Origin of the sequence: Pedobacter psychrodurus (genome assembly GCF_032678585.1) — a bacterium.
In the GTDB taxonomy this organism is placed as follows: Bacteria; Bacteroidota; Bacteroidia; order Sphingobacteriales; family Sphingobacteriaceae; genus Pedobacter; species Pedobacter psychrodurus_A.
Window position 1 is genome coordinate 34,478 of sequence record NZ_JAVTSN010000007.1, and the last position, 20,722, is coordinate 55,199.

Annotated in this window: 20 protein-coding genes and 1 pseudogene; 8 read left to right on the forward strand and 13 right to left on the reverse strand. The window is 38.9% G+C overall.

Going from position 1 to position 20,722, the window contains the following annotated elements; genetic code table 11:
- Positions 1–53: 53 nt before the first annotated feature.
- The 12 genes and pseudogenes from R2S57_RS06345 to rpsT all read right to left on the reverse strand — a co-directional run bounded on the left by R2S57_RS06345 (position 54) and on the right by rpsT (position 10,327).
- Positions 54–569 carry a DUF962 domain-containing protein gene (locus R2S57_RS06345; protein ID WP_316844214.1) on the reverse strand — a complete coding sequence of 172 codons (516 nt, stop codon included), beginning with the start codon at positions 567–569 and terminating at the stop codon, positions 54–56.
- A gap of 88 nt (positions 570–657) precedes the next feature.
- Positions 658–2,229, reverse strand: coding sequence for a ribonuclease Y (gene rny, locus R2S57_RS06350; protein ID WP_316844215.1), 1,572 nt, complete (start codon positions 2,227–2,229; stop codon positions 658–660).
- Between the two features lie 326 nt (positions 2,230–2,555).
- The gene (locus R2S57_RS06355; protein WP_131527169.1) at positions 2,556–2,846 is read right to left on the reverse strand and encodes a cell division protein ZapA; all 291 of its coding nucleotides are present in this window, start codon (positions 2,844–2,846) and stop codon (positions 2,556–2,558) included.
- 33 nt (positions 2,847–2,879) lie between these two features.
- On the reverse strand, positions 2,880–3,170 hold the full coding sequence (locus R2S57_RS06360) for a hypothetical protein (protein WP_025143282.1): 291 nt from the start codon (positions 3,168–3,170) through the stop codon (positions 2,880–2,882).
- 31 nt (positions 3,171–3,201) lie between these two features.
- On the reverse strand, positions 3,202–5,601 hold the full coding sequence (gene pheT, locus R2S57_RS06365) for a phenylalanine--tRNA ligase subunit beta (protein ID WP_316844216.1): 2,400 nt from the start codon (positions 5,599–5,601) through the stop codon (positions 3,202–3,204).
- Between the two features lie 187 nt (positions 5,602–5,788).
- Positions 5,789–5,983 (reverse strand): hypothetical protein, encoded by a 195-nt coding sequence (locus R2S57_RS06370; RefSeq protein WP_316844217.1) that lies wholly within the window; start codon positions 5,981–5,983, stop codon positions 5,789–5,791.
- A 15-nt stretch (positions 5,984–5,998) separates the two neighbouring features.
- Positions 5,999–6,193 carry a hypothetical protein gene (locus R2S57_RS06375; protein ID WP_316844218.1) on the reverse strand — a complete coding sequence of 65 codons (195 nt, stop codon included), beginning with the start codon at positions 6,191–6,193 and terminating at the stop codon, positions 5,999–6,001.
- 1 nt (position 6,194) lies between these two features.
- On the reverse strand, positions 6,195–7,589 hold the full coding sequence (locus R2S57_RS06380) for a radical SAM protein (RefSeq protein ID WP_132394989.1): 1,395 nt from the start codon (positions 7,587–7,589) through the stop codon (positions 6,195–6,197).
- A gap of 5 nt (positions 7,590–7,594) precedes the next feature.
- Complete coding sequence (locus R2S57_RS06385) at positions 7,595–8,353, reverse strand: prolipoprotein diacylglyceryl transferase (RefSeq protein WP_316844219.1); 759 nt, start codon at positions 8,351–8,353, stop codon at positions 7,595–7,597.
- A 6-nt stretch (positions 8,354–8,359) separates the two neighbouring features.
- Positions 8,360–9,199 carry an endonuclease/exonuclease/phosphatase family protein gene (locus R2S57_RS06390; RefSeq protein ID WP_316844220.1) on the reverse strand — a complete coding sequence of 280 codons (840 nt, stop codon included), beginning with the start codon at positions 9,197–9,199 and terminating at the stop codon, positions 8,360–8,362.
- Positions 9,200–9,305: 106 nt separating this feature from the next.
- Positions 9,306–10,002, reverse strand: a pseudogene (radC, locus tag R2S57_RS06400) (RadC family protein).
- A 70-nt stretch (positions 10,003–10,072) separates the two neighbouring features.
- Entirely contained in the window at positions 10,073–10,327 is a 255-nt protein-coding gene (gene rpsT, locus R2S57_RS06405; protein WP_029277289.1) for a 30S ribosomal protein S20, read from the reverse strand.
- Between the two features lie 242 nt (positions 10,328–10,569).
- Between rpsT and purN the strand changes: the two genes are divergently transcribed.
- On the forward strand, positions 10,570–11,148 hold the full coding sequence (purN, locus tag R2S57_RS06410; RefSeq protein ID WP_316844223.1) for a phosphoribosylglycinamide formyltransferase: 579 nt from the start codon (positions 10,570–10,572) through the stop codon (positions 11,146–11,148).
- Between the two features lie 2 nt (positions 11,149–11,150).
- On the opposite strand, the gene R2S57_RS06415 is transcribed toward purN, so the two are convergent.
- Positions 11,151–12,563: an MFS transporter gene (locus R2S57_RS06415; protein WP_316844224.1), complete on the reverse strand. Its 1,413-nt coding sequence runs from the start codon at positions 12,561–12,563 to the stop codon at positions 11,151–11,153.
- An 82-nt stretch (positions 12,564–12,645) separates the two neighbouring features.
- Here R2S57_RS06415 and R2S57_RS06420 point away from each other — a divergent pair, with 82 nt between their 5' ends.
- From R2S57_RS06420 to rodA, 7 genes are all read left to right on the forward strand, one after another.
- Positions 12,646–13,023, forward strand: a complete 378-nt coding sequence (locus R2S57_RS06420) for a helix-turn-helix domain-containing protein (RefSeq protein WP_316844225.1) — start codon at positions 12,646–12,648, stop codon at positions 13,021–13,023.
- A 194-nt stretch (positions 13,024–13,217) separates the two neighbouring features.
- Positions 13,218–14,744 (forward strand): bifunctional phosphoribosylaminoimidazolecarboxamide formyltransferase/IMP cyclohydrolase, encoded by a 1,527-nt coding sequence (purH, locus tag R2S57_RS06425; protein ID WP_316844226.1) that lies wholly within the window; start codon positions 13,218–13,220, stop codon positions 14,742–14,744.
- A gap of 221 nt (positions 14,745–14,965) precedes the next feature.
- Complete coding sequence (locus R2S57_RS06430) at positions 14,966–15,988, forward strand: rod shape-determining protein (RefSeq protein ID WP_010601761.1); 1,023 nt, start codon at positions 14,966–14,968, stop codon at positions 15,986–15,988.
- Positions 15,989–16,083: 95 nt separating this feature from the next.
- Positions 16,084–16,923, forward strand: coding sequence for a rod shape-determining protein MreC (gene mreC / locus R2S57_RS06435; RefSeq protein WP_316844227.1), 840 nt, complete (start codon positions 16,084–16,086; stop codon positions 16,921–16,923).
- Positions 16,916–17,431, forward strand: a complete 516-nt coding sequence (locus R2S57_RS06440) for a rod shape-determining protein MreD (protein WP_316844228.1) — start codon at positions 16,916–16,918, stop codon at positions 17,429–17,431. The genes mreC and R2S57_RS06440 overlap by 8 nt, the downstream gene beginning before the upstream one ends.
- On the forward strand, positions 17,431–19,440 hold the full coding sequence (mrdA, locus tag R2S57_RS06445; RefSeq protein WP_316844229.1) for a penicillin-binding protein 2: 2,010 nt from the start codon (positions 17,431–17,433) through the stop codon (positions 19,438–19,440). The genes R2S57_RS06440 and mrdA overlap by 1 nt, the downstream gene beginning before the upstream one ends.
- Complete coding sequence (gene rodA / locus R2S57_RS06450; RefSeq protein ID WP_316844230.1) at positions 19,440–20,702, forward strand: rod shape-determining protein RodA; 1,263 nt, start codon at positions 19,440–19,442, stop codon at positions 20,700–20,702. Before mrdA ends, rodA begins: the two co-directional genes overlap by 1 nt.
- The last annotated feature ends 20 nt before the right edge of the window (positions 20,703–20,722 follow it).

The following is a 20,722-nucleotide window of genomic DNA, read 5'->3' on the forward strand; positions in this document are numbered from 1 at the left end:
GTTAATTAAGATTTGTTTAGCTAAAGGTTAATTTAATGTTACCCGCTTAAGGTTTAGTATCTAATACCCATTTTACGGCAAATGAAGTGCAATAACCAGATCGGACCGATTAACAGGAATTTAACATCATCCAGAAACGATGGTTTCTTTCCTTCTATTTTATGTCCGATAAACTGGCCTACCCAGGCAGCCACAAATATTGCCGCATAAATGGCATATGCAGTTCCACTGCCTAAACCAACGGCCTGCTCAATTTTCACGATGATATAACTCATCAGGCCTACTACCCAGATCATCAAAAAAAACAATACTGGCGACAAGGTAAAATAATAATACAAGCTAAATGCCAATAGAAAAGAGGCCCAGTTAAAGAAACCGTTATAGCTGCCTAAAAAGCCAATATGTGGAAAGGGGATCTGCCAGATCAAACCCAATAAACTGAACACAATTAATGGAACACAGATCCAATGCACCAATTTGTTGGTTGGGTTTTGATGACTTTCGGCATACTTATCAAAAAGTACATCTACTGGTCGTTTTGGTTCGGTTGTTTGGACTTGCTTGCTCATTATGTAAAAATAAAAAAAAGCGATGGAATATCCATCGCTTTATATAAGAGACCTTATAGGTTTTTAAAAGCTATAGAGTCTTAAGTTATTACTTCGCAAATGCTACTGAACGGGTTTCTCTGATTACGGTAACCTTAATCTGACCAGGGTAAGTCATTTCGGTTTGGATACGGGTAGAAATATCGGCAGCTAAAAGTTCCGCCTGTGCATCGGTGATGCGTTCGCTTTCTACAATCACACGTAATTCTCTACCTGCCTGGATAGCAAAAGTTTTCTCCACACCAGGATAAGATAAAGCCAGTTCTTCTAAATCCTTCAAACGTTTGATATAACTTTCTACCACCTCACGGCGTGCACCCGGACGGGCACCAGAAATCGCATCACATGCCTGGATGATCGGAGAAATCATTGATGTCATCTCGATTTCATCGTGGTGGGCACCAATTGCATTACAGATTTCAGGATGTTCTTTATATTTTTCGGCCAGTTGCATCCCTAAAATTGCGTGCGGCAATTCCGGGTTATCATCAGGCACTTTACCAATATCGTGTAATAAACCTGCACGTTTAGCCATTTTAGCATTTAAGCCCAATTCTGCAGCCATTGTAGCACAGAAATTGGCTACTTCACGCGAGTGATGTAAAAGGTTTTGTCCGTAAGATGAACGGTAACGCATACGACCAACCATACGGATCAGCTCCGGGTGTAAACCATGGATACCTAAATCGATCACCGTACGTTCGCCTATTTCAACGATCTCATCTTCGATCTGTTTTTTGGTTTTTGCTACAATTTCTTCAATACGTGCCGGGTGGATACGGCCATCGGTTACCAAACGGTGTAAAGCTAAGCGGGCAATCTCTCTTCTTACCGGGTCGAAACCTGATAAAATAATTGCCTCCGGGGTATCATCAACAATAATCTCGATACCGGTAGCGGCTTCTAAAGCACGGATATTTCTACCCTCTCTACCAATTACACGGCCTTTAATTTCGTCGCTTTCGATATGAAAAATAGAAACTGAGTTCTCGATCGCTGCTTCGGTAGCGGTACGTTGAATGGTTTGGATAACCACTTTTTTCGCTTCTTTACTGGCGGTAAGTTTGGCTTCGTCAACAATATCCTTGATCTGGATCATGGCCTGTGTGCGGGCCACTTCCTTCAAGTTTTCGACCAACTGGTTTTTAGCCTCTTCAGCAGATAAACCTGCAATGGTTTCCAATTGCGTTAAGTGTTGATTTTTCAGTACATCAACTTCTTCCTGCTTTTTAACCGCAATTTCGGTCTGTTTTTCGAGGTTGCTTTTTTGCTTATCGAGATCCTGTTCTTTTTTATTGAAATTCTCCATACGCTGATTTACCGATTGCTCTTTCTGCTTCATGGTATTTTCGCGTTGGTTAATGTTGTTGTTCTTCGCATTCACTTCTTGCTCATGCTCGGCTTTCATTTGCAAAAACTTTTCTTTTGCCTCTAAAAGTTTATTCTTTTTTAAGATTTCTGCATTGTTCTCTGCATCTTTTAAAATCTTTTTCACCTTATTCTGTGCAGCAACTTCCTGCTGTTTAAGCAAGTTACGCAGGAGGAATCTTCCTACCACTACTCCGATAGCTATACCCGCTATTACGGCAAATACGTATCCTAATATTTCAACTATTTCCATTTTGTTTTTTAAGTAAAAAAAAACCGCAACTAATTTTTAAAGTCTCATACATTTTAAACCTCAACTAAGCATAATTAGGGTTTAAGCCATTTTCAGGTGCCATAGCAGATGAAATACGCCCTCTTAACCCTATAGATATTGAAGTGTTAAGTTTTATAAAATTTGAAACTCAAAAACTAGCTGCGGCTATATTTTTGTGCTAATATCGTGTTCTGTCGTGAAGCAGAGCGCATATAGCCGAGGGCATAATACGCGATTAAGAGCCAGGATTTAACTCCCAGATTCTTCATTGCATTCAGTGTGACAAAAAATATAAAGAACGAACCTTATTTTGAAAAGAAATTATTGAGTAAAATATCCAATTCTTCAACTTTATCGGCAACAGCGGTATCCTGGTTTTGTACTTTGTTTTCTGTTCTCAATACGGCCGTTGCATAGTGCAACACTGCCATAGAAAGAAGATCCTGCTTATCTCTAACCGCATAGTTATCCTGATAATCTTTTATGCGCTCATTGATCATTTTTGCTGCCCGTCTCACAATTTCTTCCTCTTCCATATTCACCTTTAAGGGATAAATACGGTCGGAAATGGTTATTTTAATCGAGATTTCTCCCATTGTTTAGCTTAGTTTCTGATTTCTTTGCATTATTTATTTTTTTAATAATGCAATACTTTTATCAATCTCCCGCACAAAATCGTTAATTTTTTGTTTAATGTCAAGCGACTTTTCACTTGTACCCTCAATACTTTTAGCCAATTTTGTAACCCTGAGTTTTTCATCAAGTTCTACATTTTTGCCTTTTGCCGTATCAAGTGCAACTTTTAACGATTGATTTTCAAGCTTTAATAAATCATTTTCTTCCTGTAGCGCATTACATAACTCAATTACCTGAGCCGTTTTTTGTAATACTTTATCTAATTGATCTGCAACAGAAGTCATGAATTTATTTCTAAAAATACGAAATTATATTTTATTTCCTAATTTCTGCGCCAGCTTGTGCCGTTAAATTGGCAATTAGCTTCTGCATGGTATTTTCAATCTGCTTATCGGTAAGGGTTTGCTCCTCATCCTGTAAAATGAAATTTAAGGCGTATGATTTTTTACCCTCAGGCAATTTATCGCCAACATATACGTCGAACACCCCAACTTCTTTGATCAGCTTTTTATCCGTTTTAAAAGCAATTCCTTTTAAGGTATCGAAGGTTACATTCTGATCGATCAATAACGATAAATCTCTGCGTACTTGTGGGTATTTAGAAACTTCTTTATTGATGATTCTATTTTTCTTTACAATATCCAGCAAGGTAGCCCAATCAAAATCAGCATAAAAAACCTCTGCATTTACATCAGCCACCTTACGATCGGCCTTTGAAGCTGCTCCGAAACTTACCAGCGTTTTATCTCCACGGAAATATTTAATCCCATAGGCAAAGTTTTCATCATTTAAGGTATCGGTTTGATAGCTTGCAATCCCCAAACGCGAAATAATCGCATCAACCGCTGATTTCAGGTTATAGAAGCTGGATGATTTAGCGTTATGGTTCCATTGCTCGCTTTGCTTCGCGCCAGAAATCAATAATAACAACCTCGAACGCTCTACATACTTTTCATTGATAAGATGATAGGTTTTACCAAATTCGTAAAACTTAACATCTGCATTTTTACGGTTTTGGTTGTACGCTACACTCTCCAATGCGGGCATCAATAAATGTTGACGCATTACATTTAAATCGCTGCTTAAAGGGTTTAAAATAAATACGGCTTCTTCTAAATTTTTCGAATAAGCCGATTTAGTTAAGGAGTTACACATAATCTCAGCATAACCATTTGAGGTAAGCATATCAGCAATTACGTTGTGCGTATTTTCTTTCTCAGGTTTAACGCTGTACGAAAGTGATGCATTTACCTTTGCCGGAATTTCGATATTGTCGTAACCATAAATGCGCAATACTTCTTCGGTAATGTCGCATTCGCGGGTCACATCAACTTTAAACGACGGCACCCTTAAAGCCAGCGTATCGTTTGATGTACTGGTTGCCGAAATACCCAAAGCGGTAATAATATGTTTGATTTCGGCCGAAGGAATATTCGCACCGATTAATTTATTGATATTGGTATAACTTACCTCAAACTCAAAGGGCTTGATATGGCTTGGGTAGATATCAGAAATTGAAGAGGAGATTTCACCACCAGCCAATTCTTTAATTAATAAAGCTGCATATTTTAAGGCGGTAACTGTAATTTCAGGATCGGTACCACGCTCGTAACGGAAAGAGGCATCGGTTTTTAAACCATGTCTTTTCGACGTTTTACGAACAGAAACGGAATTGAAATAAGCACTTTCCAAAAAGATATTTTTCGTACCAGCATCCACACCTGATGATTTACCACCAAAAACACCTGCAATACACATTGGCGTTTCGGTATTACAGATCATTAAATCATCGGCACTTAATTTACGCTCTACATCATCGAGGGTTACAAAAGGGGTACCTTCGGCAACTTTTTTCACAATTACTTTTCCACCGGTAATTTTATCGGCATCGAAAGCATGCAGAGGTTGCCCCAAACCGTGCAGGATATAATTGGTAATATCAACCACATTATTGATCGGACGTAAACCGATAACCTTTAATTTATCTTTTAACCAGTCTGGCGATTCTTTTACCGTAACACCAGAAATAGTCACACTGCTATAACGCGGACAAGCGGCTAAATCTTCTACTTCTACCGGGATAACCAGATTTTCGTTATCCGTTTTAAAAGCAGAAAGATCAGGCATTTCATATTCACTTCTGAAATAAGCAGCTAAATCTCTGGCCACGCCTAAATGCGAAGCCGCATCGGCACGGTTTGGCGTTAATCCGATTTCGAAAACATAATCATCATCCATTTTAAAATGGTCTTTTGCACGGATACCCACTTCAGTATCTTCAGCAAGGATCATAATGCCATCGTGAGATTTACCTAAACCGATTTCATCTTCAGCACAGATCATTCCTTGCGAAAGTTCTCCCCTGATTTTAGATTCTTTGATTTTAAAAGGTTCGCCTTCCAGAGGATAAACGGTTGTACCCACGGTGGCTACCACCACTTTCTGACCAGCGCCTACATTTGGTGCACCGCAAACAATCTGGAGGTTTTCTTTAGCACCAACATTTACGGTAGTAATACGTAAACGATCGGCATTGGGATGCTGCACACAGGTTAATACCTCGCCAATAACTAAACCCTCTAAGCCACCTACAACAGGCTGAACCTTTTCTACACTTTCTACTTCCAAACCCACATTGGTAAGGATTAAAGAAAGCTCCTGAGGTGTTTTGTCGATCTGTACGAATTGTTTTAACCAGTTATATGATATTTTCATTTTGGAGAATCAGGTAACAAGTATCAAGTATCGAGACAAGCTCGAAGGATACTCTAATTTTATAAAACGCAAAGATATTATTTAAAGCCCAAAGGAGAAAGCTAAATTATTGAGATTTGAGATTCCAGACATGAGATTTGAGACTTACGAAGGCTAAAACCCTGATTCAGGCACAAAATATAAATCACTAATGGCCAATATTCAGATTGGATAGAATAACCGCACACGCTCCGGCTCCTATTACGAGCATAATAACCGAGGCAATAAGCAATCTGAGACCGGGCTTAACCGGTTGATCATTTATTGCTTTTATGATGATCAGAATAACACCAACCACAAACAGCAAAACGGCCACTACCCAATATACAATAAAAATTTCCATGCGTTTTAAATTACATTAACTGTTGGCGAGTAAAACAGCACAGGCTCCAAAGCCGATTACCACCATGATTACAGAAATGATAACCAATTTCAGTCCTGATTTTACGGGTTCGTTGCGTGATGATTTAATGATAATCTGGATAATGCCGACCACAAAAAGCACAATGGCGGTAAGCGCATAAATAACCAATAATCCGAATAAACCGCCCATACTAGTTCATATTTAATTTTTCCCTGATTAAATCTATTTTATTATCGCGGTAAAATATATTCATGGTTTCAAAAGGAACCATTTTGTATTTGTCGCTCACAATGTGTACACATGATTTTTTTACTGCCCGGACATCGAAATCCAGCGGATCCATAAAATTCATAATGATGATCCGGAATAAATTGTCATAGCTCAGATTATCCGATTTCACCCTCGGCAGGCAGCACATCAGTTCGCCAAAGGTATCTTCGGCACAATCAACCGAAACACCTGTACTGAACAGATTGAGCATGTGTTCTTTCAATTTTTCATCATGTTCGAAAACAATGGTATTTTTGGAGTTGTTCAATAAATCTTCGGGATTGATCAAATGTGTCATCGGAATTACCTCATCACCGATTTTTAAGGCATATGCCATACACAGTGCATCTGGATTACAGGGAACCGGTATTAAATCCTGTGGGGTAAAAGTTGGGTATTGCTCATAAATTTTCCTACGCACCTCGGTTAAGGTAATCCTACCCTGCTGATCGTTGTAATCATCATTTCTGCCCGCAACCTGTGTAGGCTGAAAAGTAACCCCACGCACACATTTCTGTTTTAGCGCATAATCCAATATATCGCCAATTTCGTGATCGTTCAAACCATTTTGTAAGGTAACCACCAGGGTGGTAGAAACGTTAAACTGATTAAGATGATCAATGGCCTTTCTTCTCACTTCGGTAAGATCTTCGCCCCTTAGCTTAGTTAATACTTCAGCACTGAAACTATCAAACTGCAGATAGATTTCGAAATCGGGCATATAACTGGCTAATTTTTCCACAAAGTTGATGTCTTTCGCAATCCTGATCCCGTTGGTATTGACCATTAAATGTTTAATGGGTTTCGTTTTAGCAAGATCTAAGATTTTGAAAAAATCCGGGTGTACTGTGGGTTCTCCACCCGAAAGCTGAACCACATCCGGTTCTCCCTCATTTGCGACTACAACATCCATCATCCGTTCTATTTCTTCCAGGGTACGGTGCCTGCCATAACTTGGCGACGACATGGCGTAACAGGTTGGACAAGCCAGATTACAACGATCGGTAACCTCTATTACAGTTAAACAAGAATGCTGTTCGTGATCGGTACACAAACCACAATCGTATGGACAGCCATAATGCACCTTCGTATTAAACTTAAGGGGCATTTCGGATTGTTTATTGTAATTCCGGATCTGCTTATAATACTCCACATCATCAGCAATCATTACTTTGCTATCGCCATGGGTCCTGCAGTTTTTAAGCATGAATACCTTGGCATCCTGAAAAACAATTTTTGCGTCGCAAAGCTGTAAACATTCGGGACAAAGACTTTTGGTATAATCGTAATATATATAATCTCTTGTATTGGCCATAGCATTTACAGTTTAGGTAAGATCCTTTTCGAAATCCTGATGATGAATCTATAATAATAGATAAAAATAAACAATGCCGACCAATGAATGCTGCTTAAATTTAAAAATAATGACTGGTAAGGTTTGATAAATTCGATCAAAAAACGGAACAGAAAATAAAGCACCATCAATAACTTAAAGCGATCTCCATTAATTAATTCAAACTGCTTTAATCTGTTAAAGAGAAAAATCAAAAGCAGCAGATAAATCATTTCGTATAGCATAATGGGATGCCGCGATATGCCGTCGCCCAAATCCATGCCCATAAAAAAATGCGTGGGAATGCCATATGTTGGTTCATCAATCCCCATTGAAAAGCAACCGATGCGGCCAATAATCAGCGCAACCAAAATGGGAATAACATAAATATCTCCTGAGGCAATTTTTACGCCTATTATTTTTTTTATTAATTCGACACCAAATAAACCGCCAAGCAATCCGCCAATAATGGTTTTACTCTGGTATAGGATTGAAAAAGTAAGGTGATGGATAACCTCAGGCGTTTCGAGCACGGCAACCACCCGCGATCCGATCAACGCGCCCAACATGGCACCCAACATAATCCACAACCTGTTTTCATCAGATATTGGATCTACAATGCCTTTTTTAAAATAATAATAAAGCCTTACCCCTACAATAAATGCGAGTGTTTCGAAAATATAATGATAATGGTATTGCTTACCAAAAAGTTCGAACTGGAAAGGGAATACCGATATCAATTTCAACAGCATTTACTTAAAGAAAAGCCGACAAAAAACAGGTAAATGATCGGAGTAATACCTTTTGTCCTTACTATCCGTTAATACAGCAAACTTTTGCACTTCAAAACCTTTATTTACAAAAACGTAATCGATCCTGTCTTTCAGATCGCTATCAAAATGAAAGCCGTTAAAGGTACCTGCCGGACCATAAGGCGCTTCTACAGAAACCTCTTTTGCATCTGTAAGAAAAGATTTGATGGTGGCAATCGCTTCTGTTTCTGGTGTTACATTTAAATCACCGGTAAAAATAACAGGCAAGGTTGGTGCAATCTGCTGTATCTTTTGTTTAAGCAATTTAGCCGATTCTATTCTCGCCTGAACGCCAATATGATCGTAATGCGTATTAAAAACGATAAACTCTTTTTTATTCAGTTTATCATACAGTTTAACCCAGCTACATACACGGTTTAAGGCGGCGTCCCAGCCTTTAGAAGGCACATCGGGCGTTTGCGATAGCCAAAACGTTCCGCCATCTTTTTTAGTGAAGCGGCTTTTATCAAAATAAACAGCAGAAAATTCACCTTTTCTTTTTCCATCATCGCGCCCAACGCCCACCACATCGAAATTAGAATTTTCGAGCAGGGCATCAAACTGCTCAGGCAAGGCTTCCTGTACGCAAAGGATATCGGCATCATGGAATTTCACCAATGCCTTTACATTATCTTTCCGGTTAGGCCAGGCATTAATGCCATCAGATGCTACATTTAAGCGGATGTTGTAGGTAATAATGTTAATAGGTGCTGCTGATTTTTGCGCAAAGGCCAGCACGCTTAACAATAGAAAAACAGGGATGATTTTTAGGGTATTCATATGATAAATTACACAATTTAGTTATTCCGGTATGCCGGATGTTATAAAATTTAAGCTGCGATTATACTAATTTAAGGTTAATTGTATTTTAACTATCAAATATCTTTTAAATTAAATCGTCATCCTTGTAACTATAATAGCGGTTGTTGGCAAAAATCAGATGATCTACCACATAGAGACTGAGCAAATTGCCTGATGCAACCATGTCTTTGGTCAGCTTATCGTCGCTCTCGCTTGGTTTTAAACTTCCCGAAGGGTGGTTATGCCAATACAATATTTGCCGCATTGTTTTCTAAAGCAGTTTTGAAGATAATTTTCGGATCAGCTACGGTTCCAGCCTGCCCGCCCTTACTGATTAAAAATTTTCCGATTACACGGTTAGATCTGTTCAGCAATAGGATCCAGAATTCTTCGTGATTTAGATTGGCAAAGGTTTGGTGTAAATATTTGTACACATCGTTGGATGTGGTGATCTGGGCATTAATTTCTTCTGTAGTTTCCTTTCTCCTTAAGCCAAGTTCAAGCGCAGCAATAATACTTAATGCCTTAACCTCACCAATTTCTTTAAACTTAGAGAGCTCCTGGATGGATGCCTTTCCTAGTTTTGTTAGGTTGTTATCGTAAAAGGCTAAAATCTTTTTACTTAAATCAACAGCCGTTTCATTTTTATTTCCGGAGCCTATTAAAATGGCAATTAATTCGGCATCGGTTAAATGTCTCCGTCCATGCAATAAAAGTTTTTCGCGGGGACGATCTTCTTCTGCCCACAGTTTTATATCCAGTTTAGTTTTATAGTTTTCCATTTTTTTAGACAAAAAAAAGGCATCCCAACTTTTGGTTGGGATGCCTTTACTAATATCGTAAAAAATTAGCTTATTTTAAACCGTTAACGAATTTCGTTAATTTTGATTTGTTATTAGCCGCTTTGTTTTTGTGGATAATGTTCTTTTTAGCTAAACGGTCTAACATAGAGATTACTTTTGGCAATAAATCAGATGCAGATTTTTTATCTTCTGCAGCACGTAATCTTTTAATAAAGGTACGTGTAGTTTTTGCCTGATATCTGTTACGTAAACGTTTTGTTGCGTTTGCTCTAATTCTTTTTAATGAAGATTTATGATTTGCCATTTCTATTTAGCCTTTTATTTTTCTTATTCGTTTCCTATAATTCGGGTTGCAAATATAGGATTAATGTTTTTAAATTACAAAACACTTTTAACTTTTTTTTCGTTAAAATTTAACCCCGTTTCCGAGCTGCAAAAATACATTAAAATTATTCATTAATAATACTTTAACTGAATTGAATAAAAATTCTTTACAATTCAGGAAAACAGGCTTAAAAATACTATTTTTGGGCAAACCCATTTTGCGTGAAAAAACGAATAGCCATCTTTGCATCAGGCTCTGGCTCCAATGCCCAAAAATTGATGGAGCATTTTAAGCGGAGCAACGAAATAGAAATTTCTTTGGTATTAACCAATAATGCCGACGCCTACGTGTTACAAAGAGCTGATAATTTTGAAATCCCTACTCATATTTTCGACAAAAACGAGTTCTATAAAACTGACGAAGTAATCGATTTGCTCAAAAACCTGGAGATCGACTTCGTTGTTCTCGCTGGCTTTCTCTGGCTAATCCCTAAAAGCCTGATTCACGCTTACCCAGGCAGGATCGTGAACATCCACCCTGCAATCCTCCCTAAATTTGGCGGCAAGGGCATGTATGGTGATCATGTACACAATGCCGTAATGGCTGCTGGCGAAACCGAAGGTGGTATTACCATTCATTATGTTGATGAAAACTATGATGAAGGGGAATACATCTATCAGGCAAGATATAGAATCGACAAAAACGATAACCTGGAAATGGTTAAGTTTAAAGGTCAGCAGCTCGAACATCAGCATTATCCCCGCGTAGTGGAAACCATTGTAAAAAAGATCAAAAAGTAGTTTTATTTAAGTTGATCAGATTGCTGGTTTGTTTTTGGCATCAAAAACAACAGTACCGTTACGATGATCAGAAATCCGATATCCAACAATGTTGCCCATTTGTAGGCAACAGGGGATAACGTTGTTATTGGCGGATTGTGAAGATGTGCAAAGAAAACACCCCCTACCACTGCAACCCCTAAAGCTACCGAGACCTGTTGCAAGGTTAAATAAACTCCGGATGAGGCACCCAACATATCCTTTGTAATATTTTTCAGTGATATGGTCATTAGCGAAGGTAAAATCGTACCACATCCAACACCATAAACAAACAATAAAATAACGATATATATTTGAGGAGCATCATTTGAACGAAATATAAGTAAGTGGAAAACGAGGGCCACAATCATAATGACCGATCCGGTGAGCGGTATAAATTTACCATATCGCGCTACCCATGGTGTAAAAAGCAAAGAGGCCAACACATAACCTAAGCCTTGACAAACAAAATACATTCCGGTACGGGCTGAACTCAGCCCCATTCCATTTTGCAGGTTAATGGTGTTGATCAGGAAATAAGAATCCTGAACGAGGTAATAAAACAAAGAGATTAAAAGCCCCATCTTAAAATTAAAGTCTTTAAAAACGCTGACGCTAAGCAAAGGACTTCTACCCTGTTTTACAATTTGACGTTGATTATAAACAAAAGCCAGCAACAAAATGAATGAGATAAGCAACATTCCAATGCTCCACGCTGGCCAGCCTAATTCCCTTCCCTGGATTAGGGGGTAAATAAAGGTGATTAAAATCAACATCAGCAATATACTGCCAATAAAATCAAATTTCTCAGCGGTTCGTAATTCATGCGCTTTAAGATACTTCAGCCCCAAAATAACTGCGGTTACTCCAATGGGCACATTGATTAAAAAAATCAATCGCCAGCTTTGTTCAATAATAGACAGATCAGGGATCAATCCACCTAAAAACTGACCAACAACAGAGGCCATACCTGCAATACTGCCATACACCCCAAAAGCTTTTACCCTTTCAGTAAGATCTGGAAATAAATCAGGTATAAAAGCCATCCCCTGCGGCACCATAAATGCAGCGCTTATTCCCTGAATAAATCTCGCCGTATTTAATTGCATTGCAGATTGGGAAAAGCCACAAAAAAAGGAAGCGATTGTAAACAACGTCATTCCGATTAAAAAAACTTTCTTTTTCCCGAAATGTGCCCCAGCCCGCCCGCCCGTAATCAGAAAAGAGGCATATCCTATTATATACATCACAATTACAAGTTGTATATCGGCATCGGTACCTTTAATTCCGGATTTAATAGATGGCAAAGCTACATTCACAATAAACAGATCTAATACCGATAAAAATATAGCTGAACTCACCAGTAACAACAGGAACCACTTTTGATTTTTTTTCATCACCATGCTTTTCTTATATTTAAGATTTAAAGTAAGAAAATGCTTTAACGGCAATCAAGTAGTCTTATAAACCATACTAAGTATGCAAAACAGCACCAATAATGAGCGTGAAGCAGTTATAAATGGAGAAAATTTGGATTTATTTTTAAATGACCCGCCATTGACAGGCGTATTTAAGGTAATTGGTGGCAAATGGAAAATTATGCTCATTAAAGCCATTGCAGCAAAATGCCCTAAAAGGTTCGGGGAGCTTAGGCACGAGATGATTTTTTTAAGTCAGGGCACATTGACCGCACAACTTAAAGAAATGGAGCGCGATGGACTTATTGTACGAGAGGCTTTTGCAGAATCGCCCCCTCGTGTTGAATACAAACTTACCGATCTAGGAAAAACACTACTACCGGTTATAGATGTTTTAGAAGAATGGTATACCCATTTCCAAAGCAAGTGTAAACATTAAAAATTTCGGGTAAAGCAATGAAAAACAAAGTAGTAGCACAAATTTTACAACCAACATTAAAACCTAAAAATAGCATTAAAAGACAAAAAATACGGGGTAAAGAAAAATCTGTAAATAATTTCATTTTTATTAGGTTCTTCGTCTAAATAAATGCCTCTGTTTTACTACCTTTGCGGCTCAAAATTTTCAGTAGAATGAGTCAATCCATTAAAATCAAAAACGCTTTAATCTCAGTATATTATAAAGATGGTTTGGAACCATTGGTAAAATTGTTAGCCGCACAAGGGGTACAATTATTTTCTACCGGTGGAACAGAACAATTCATCAAAGATTTAAACCTTCCGGTAACTGCGGTTGAAGATTTAACAGGTTATCCATCTATTTTAGGTGGCCGTGTTAAAACCTTACACCCGAAAGTATTTGGTGGAATTTTAAACCGCAGAGCGTTAGCGGGCGACCAGGAACAGATTGCTGAATATGAGATCCCTGAAATCGACCTGGTAATTGTTGATTTATATCCTTTTGAAGAAACCGTAAAAGCAGGTGGAACACCAGAAGAAATTATCGAAAAAATCGATATCGGTGGTATTTCCTTAATCCGTGCCGCTGCAAAAAACTTTAACGATGTGGTGATTATTGCATCGAAAAACGACTACCCTACTTTACAAGCTCAATTAGAGGCGCAAAATTGCGAAACCACTTTGGCACAACGTAAATCGTTCGCTAAAACGGCTTTCCATACCTCATCTCATTACGATACTGCAATTTTCAACTATTTCAATACAGAAGAGCCGCTTGATGTTTTCAAACAGAGTGTAACTGAAGCTAAAACATTACGTTACGGCGAAAACCCGCATCAGGGTGGCGTATTTTATGGTGATTTAGACGCCATGTTCACTAAACTTAACGGTAAAGAGTTATCATACAACAACCTGGTTGATGTGGATGCAGCCGTTGCTTTAATTGACGAATTTGAAGATCCGACTTTTGCGATCTTAAAACATACAAATGCCTGCGGTATCGCTTCGCGTGCAACAGTTAAACAGGCCTGGCTTGATGCTTTGGCTTGCGATCCGGTTTCTGCCTTTGGTGGTGTGTTAATCACCAATGTTGCCGTTGATTTAGAAACTGCCCAGGAAATCAACAATCTTTTCTTTGAAGTATTAATTGCTCCTTCTTACCAACCAGAAGCAGTAGAATTGTTCAGCAAAAAGAAAAACCGTGTTATTTTACAACGCAACGAGGTTGAGTTGAGCAAAAAGCAATTTAAAACTTTATTAAACGGAGTAATTGAACAGGATAAAGATTTAATTATCGAAGGTCCGGAGCAAATGACAACCGTTACCGATAAAGCGCCAACCGCACAGGAGTTAAAAGATTTATTCTTCGCAAACAAAATTGTAAAACACACTAAATCCAACACCATTGTATTGGTTAAAGACGATGTTTTAATTGCGAGTGGTGTTGGTCAGACTTCTCGTGTTGATGCTTTAAGACAGGCAATTGAAAAAGCAGCTGCTTTTGGGTTCAGCGTACAAGGTGCTGCAATGGCATCGGATGCTTTTTTCCCTTTCCCTGATTGCGTTGAGATTGCTGCCGAAGCCGGAATTACTGCTGTGTTACAACCGGGTGGATCGATTAAAGATGCGGATTCTGTTGCCAAAGCAAACGAAAAAGGCATTGCTATGGTAACCACTGGAGTAAGACACTTTAAACACTAAAAAAGGTAGAAGGTTGAGGGTTTAAAGAAGGAAGTTTAACAAAAGGCCTTCAAACGAAGACCGTTTAAACCCAACAATTATAGGTTTCGATTTTCCAAACATTTTAATTGCCTCAAAAACAATTTAATAACTGAAGAAAATAAAACTTAAAACAATAAAAAAGCTATTTTTACATTAGGAATAGTATAGATTTGACAAAATAAAGAAAACATACCTTATACATGGGATTATTTAACTGGTTTACGCAAGAAGTTGCCATCGATTTAGGCACTGCGAATACCCTGATTATACATAACGACAAAGTAGTTGTAGATGAGCCATCTATCGTTGCTTTTGATCGTACTACAAACAAAGTCATTGCTATAGGTCGTCAGGCAATGCAAATGGAGGGTAAAACCCACGATAATATTAAAACCGTTCGTCCATTAAAGGATGGTGTAATTGCCGATTTCAACGCTGCTGAAGCCATGATTAAAGGTATGATCCGTATGCTTAATGGCGGTAAAGGCTGGATGTTCCCATCTTTACGTATGGTAATCTGTATCCCTTCTGGTATTACTGAGGTAGAAAAACGTGCGGTACGCGATTCGGCAGAAATTGCCGGCGCCAAAGAAGTATACTTAATCCACGAACCAATGGCTGCTGCTGTAGGTATCGGGATTGATGTGGAAGAACCGATGGGTAACATGATTATCGATATAGGTGGTGGAACCACTGAAATTGCGGTTATCGCATTATCTGGTATCGTTTGCGATCAATCGATCCGCGTTGCGGGAGATAACTTCGACTCTGATATTGTAAACTACATCCGCCGTCAACATAACATTATGATCGGTGACCGTACTGCTGAAAAAATCAAAATTGAAGTTGGCGCTGCTTTACCTGAACTTCAGGATGCACCTGCCGATTTTGCGGTTCAAGGTCGTGATTTAATGACTGGTGTACCAAAACAGATTACGGTTTCTTATACCGAAATTGCACACTGTTTAGATAAATCGATCTCTAAAATTGAGGAAGCGATTTTAAAAGCTTTAGAGATTACCCCTCCAGAACTTTCGGCCGATATTTACCAAACGGGTATTTATTTAACCGGTGGTGGTGCCTTGTTAAGAGGGTTGGATAAACGTGTTGCAGCAAAAACGAAATTACCTGTTCACGTTGCAGAAGATCCACTTCGTGCGGTAGTTCGCGGAACCGGCATCGCCCTTAAAAACATTGGCGGATATAAATTCTTAATGCAATAACATTTAGCTTGGAGTTTGGGGTTGTGAGCTTGGGGTTTTCCACTCCTACACCAAACTTTTAACTCCCAACTCCAATCTTTTAACTCCAAACTCAAATGCGTAACCTTTGGATTTTCATTAGCAGATACAACGCATTTTTCTTGTTTATCATCTTTTTTACCATTGGGGTTTACCTCACGGTGAAAAACAATTCCTATCAGCGTAGCGTAACCCTAAACTCTACAAATGAGGTTGTGGGCAACGCATACGAAAGGTTAAATATTTTTAAAAGATATTTAAACCTCGGAATGGTAAACGATAGCCTCGCTGCAGAAAACGCCAAACTTAAAAGTCAATTGCTTGGATTAACCACTATTGATACGGCCAAGGATGTTAAGGTTGTTGATACGGTGACCAATCAGGACTACACCTACCTCGCAGCCAAAGTGGTTAAAAATTCGATCACGCTACGTAATAACGTCATGACGATCAATAAGGGCACCGTTGATGGAATTGCCAGTGGCATGGCCGTTATTGCCCCTCAGAGAGGCGTAGTTGGCTTTATCCGCGATGTTTCAGCACATTTAGCTACCATCCAATCGTTATTGCACAAAGACACCAAAATTAGCGTAACCCTCAAAAAGAACCATGCTTTAGGTTCGTTGGTATGGGGAGATGGGAATTTCGACATCAAAAAAGCCTTTGTAAAAGAGATTCCGAATCACATTAAAATGTACGTTGGCGATACCATTGTTACATCGGGTTATGCGTCATTTCCTGCCGGAATTTTAGTAGGAAGGATCAGTAAGGCAAATGTGGCTACAAATGATAATTTCTTATCAGCAGAATTAAATTTATTTACAGATTTTAGCACATTGCAATATGTATATGTGATTAAAAATAAAAAAGCTGAAGAGCAAAAAGCTTTGGAAAGCCTCGTTAAACCGAATGAATAGTAGAATCATAATTGTAAACGTGATCAGGTGGTTTTTACTACTTTTTGTGCAGATCTTCCTGCTCAAAAATATGGGCTTTTATGATCTTTCTACACCATTTATTTATGTACTGTTTTTGCTCTTGCTTCCATTCGGTATCCCAAATATTGTACTGTATCTATTGGCTTTTGTAACCGGATTAACGTTAGATGCTTTTTACGATACCATGGGCGTACATGCTACCGCCTGTGTGGTACTGGCTTTTGTCAGGATTTCCTTTATATCGATAAGTTTAAACCGAGACGCAATTGACGACCCAGAACCTTCGTTAAGTTATATGGGTTTCCAATGGTTTTCACTTTATGCTTTTCTTTGCGTTATTGCACACCACCTGGTGCTGTTCTTTCTAGAAACATTCAGGCTAACCGAAGTTGGTTATACCTTAATGAGATGCGGCTTAAGTTGTATCTTTACACTGCTTATTATTTTATTGGTAGAGTTTATATTCTATAGAAGAACATCACGTTAATGGATCAATTATTTAACCGAAAATATATCGTTCAAGGATTATTTATTGTAATCGCCCTGATTTTATTAGGAAAGTTATTTTATATCCAGATCATTAGCGACAAGGCCTTTAGTTCTGCCGAAAGTAACGTATTGCGTAAAATTTATAAATATCCGGCCCGTGGCGCCATCCTGGATCGGAACATGAAAGTTATCGTACAGAACGAACCCGTTTACGATTTAATGGTGATCCCAAACGAGGTTAAACCATTTGATACTTTGGCAATGGCCAATGCTTTGGAAATTACCGTTGATGATGTGCGTAAGAAACTAAAAAAGGCAAGGGCACAATCTACCTATCAATCTACATTTTTCGAAAGACAGATTTCTGTACAAAGCTACGCACGCTTACAAGAGATCATGTACCGTTTTCCCGGCTTTAGAACGCAAGACAGAACCATCAGGCATTATCCGGACAGTATTGCTGGTCAGCTTTTCGGTTATGTAAAAGAAGTAAGTCCTGATGATATTGAAAAATCTGAAGGTTATTATAAACCAGGTGATTTTATCGGAAAAAGTGGCCTTGAACGTTCTTATGAAGACTTTTTACGTGGAGAAAAAGGGGAAACCAGGATATTGTATGATGCCAAAAACATCGCTCAAGGCAGTTACGCTAATGGAAAATACGACGTTAATGCTGTATCAGGCGACCGTTTAATTTCTTCGCTGGATATTAGGATTCAAAGGCTTGGTGAAGAGCTGATGAAAAATAAAGTTGGGGCTATTGTAGCCATCGAACCATCTACTGGTGAGATATTGGCTTTTGTAAGTAGCCCAGGTTACGACCCGAACCAATTGGTTGGAAAAGACTGGGGCAAAAACTATATGAGCCTGATTGCAAATCCTTACCGCCCGCAGATTGTCCGCCCTATTGCCGGGCAATATTCTCCAGGGTCCTCATTTAAACCTGTTGATGCATTAGTTGCGTTACAGGATGGTGCAATTGATCCAAATACCACGTTTTTCTGTCCGGGTTATTATATGGCCGGAAACCATAAAGTAAAATGCGAACACGTTGATGGCACCATTAACATGCAACGCGGTATCGCCCGTTCTTGTAATACCTATTTCTGTCATGTTTTTCAGAGCATCATCACCAAAAACGGCATGAAAAACCAGCGTCAAACCTATGCCAACTGGCACGAGCAAATTGCTAAATGGGGTTTTGGCCAGAAACTGGGTATTGATATGCCTTTCGAAAAAAAGGGGATATTTTATCAGGGAGATCATTATGATAAAATTTACGGCAAACGCTGGGGATATACTACTGTAATTTCGCAGGCCATAGGCCAGGGGGAGATTACCTCTACCCCATTGCAAATGGCTAACGTAATGGCCGCTATTGCCAACCGTGGTTATTATTTAAAACCCCACCTCATCAAAGGTATTGGCGATAAAAACGTGGTTAAAAAAGAATACGTGGTTAAAAATTATGTTGGTGTTGATGCCAAGTATTTCCCCATTGTAATTGATGGAATGAGAGACGCGGTGAACAGTGCGTGGGGAACAGCAAAAGAATCTCAGATCCCTAATATTGTAATGTGCGGTAAAACCGGAACGGTACAAAATCCACATGGTAAAAACCACTCTGTGTTTATCGGTTTTGCACCTATGGACAACCCGAAGATTGCCATTGCCGTAATTGTAGAAAATGGTGGTTTTGGCGGCTCGTACGCAGCCCCGATTTCGAGTTTTATGGTAGAAAAGTATTTAACAGATTCGATTAAACCAAGATCGAACGGTTATACCGTTAAGGCATTTTCTGAAACAAATCTTTTACCTGCACTTATTGATAAGACCAAAAAGCTTAAATTAAGCAAACTAGACAGTTTAAATATTAAAAAGGCAGATTCGGTTAAAAGAGTTAAAGACAGTTTAAAAATGAAACCGGCAATATTAAAACAATCGGCTGCTATTAAACCTAAAGTGGGTAAAACATTTGTAAACAATAATCCTGTAAACAATAAGTAATGATGCAACAACAGGGAAACCGCTTCTTCTTTAATGTAGATTGGATTACCGTTTTAATCTATGTCGCATTATGCGCCATTGGTTTCACCAATATTTATGCATCGGTACCTCCTGAACATTCGGCGGTATTCAGTTTTAACACACTTTACGGGAAACAGCTCATTTATGTTTTAACAGGTTTAATTTTAGGGCTATCTATCCTATTATTTGATGGGCGGCTTTTTAATGTTTTCTCGCCCTTTATTTATGGCGGCACATTATTGCTGTTGTTGGCCGTATTAGTAATAGGAAATAAGGTTGCGGGTAACCAGGCATGGATTGCCATCGGCTCTTTTAAACTGCAACCTGCCGAATTTGCAAAGTTTGGCACCGCATTGCTATTAGCGAGGTATGTAGGCGCATTTAACCCCAAGTTCCGCGATTTTAAATCGATTATGATTGCCGGATTAATTGTTGCGGCCCCGCTTTTATTAATTATGCTCCAACCCGATACCGGCTCCGCGCTGGTTTTCCTTGCGTTTATGTTTCCGCTATACCGCGAAGGACTATCTGGTTATTTCCTCTTAATTTTCCTGGGGATGATTGTACTTTTTGTGGCCGATTTTCTCGTACCCACTTATATCCTCATCATCATCATCCTTGCGATAGCTTCACTATTTATCTATAACAACAGAAGGAAACAGAAAATCATTTTCTCCACCGTACTGGTTACCTTATTTGCCATTGGCTATCTTTTTTTAATTAAGGTAGCTTACGAAAAAGTGCTAGCGCCACACCAGCGTAGCCGCATCGAGCTGATGCTGGGCCTTAAAACCGATAACAAAGGTGCGGGTTACAATGTAATTCAGTCGCAGATTGCCATTGGATCAGGGCAGGCAACCGGCCGTGGTTTTTTACAGGGAACGCAAACTAAATATGGTTACGTGCCTGAACAGAGTACCGATTTCATCTTCTCTACCATAGGGGAAGAATGGGGTTTTCTGGGCTGTTCGGTTGTAATTGGACTATATATATTCCTACTCCTCCGATTGATTAATTTGGCTGAAAGACAGCGATCCACCTTCTCTAGGGTTTATGGCTATAGTGTTGCCTGTATCCTCTTTTTTCACGTATTTATTAATATCGGGATGACGATTGGTATTATTCCTGTAATTGGAATTCCGTTGCCATTGATCAGTTATGGAGGTTCTTCGTTATGGAGCTTTACAATCCTGTTATTTATATTCTTGAAGCTGGACTCTAACCGGATGGGATTTATTTAGGAGTCTGAAGTCCAAAGCCG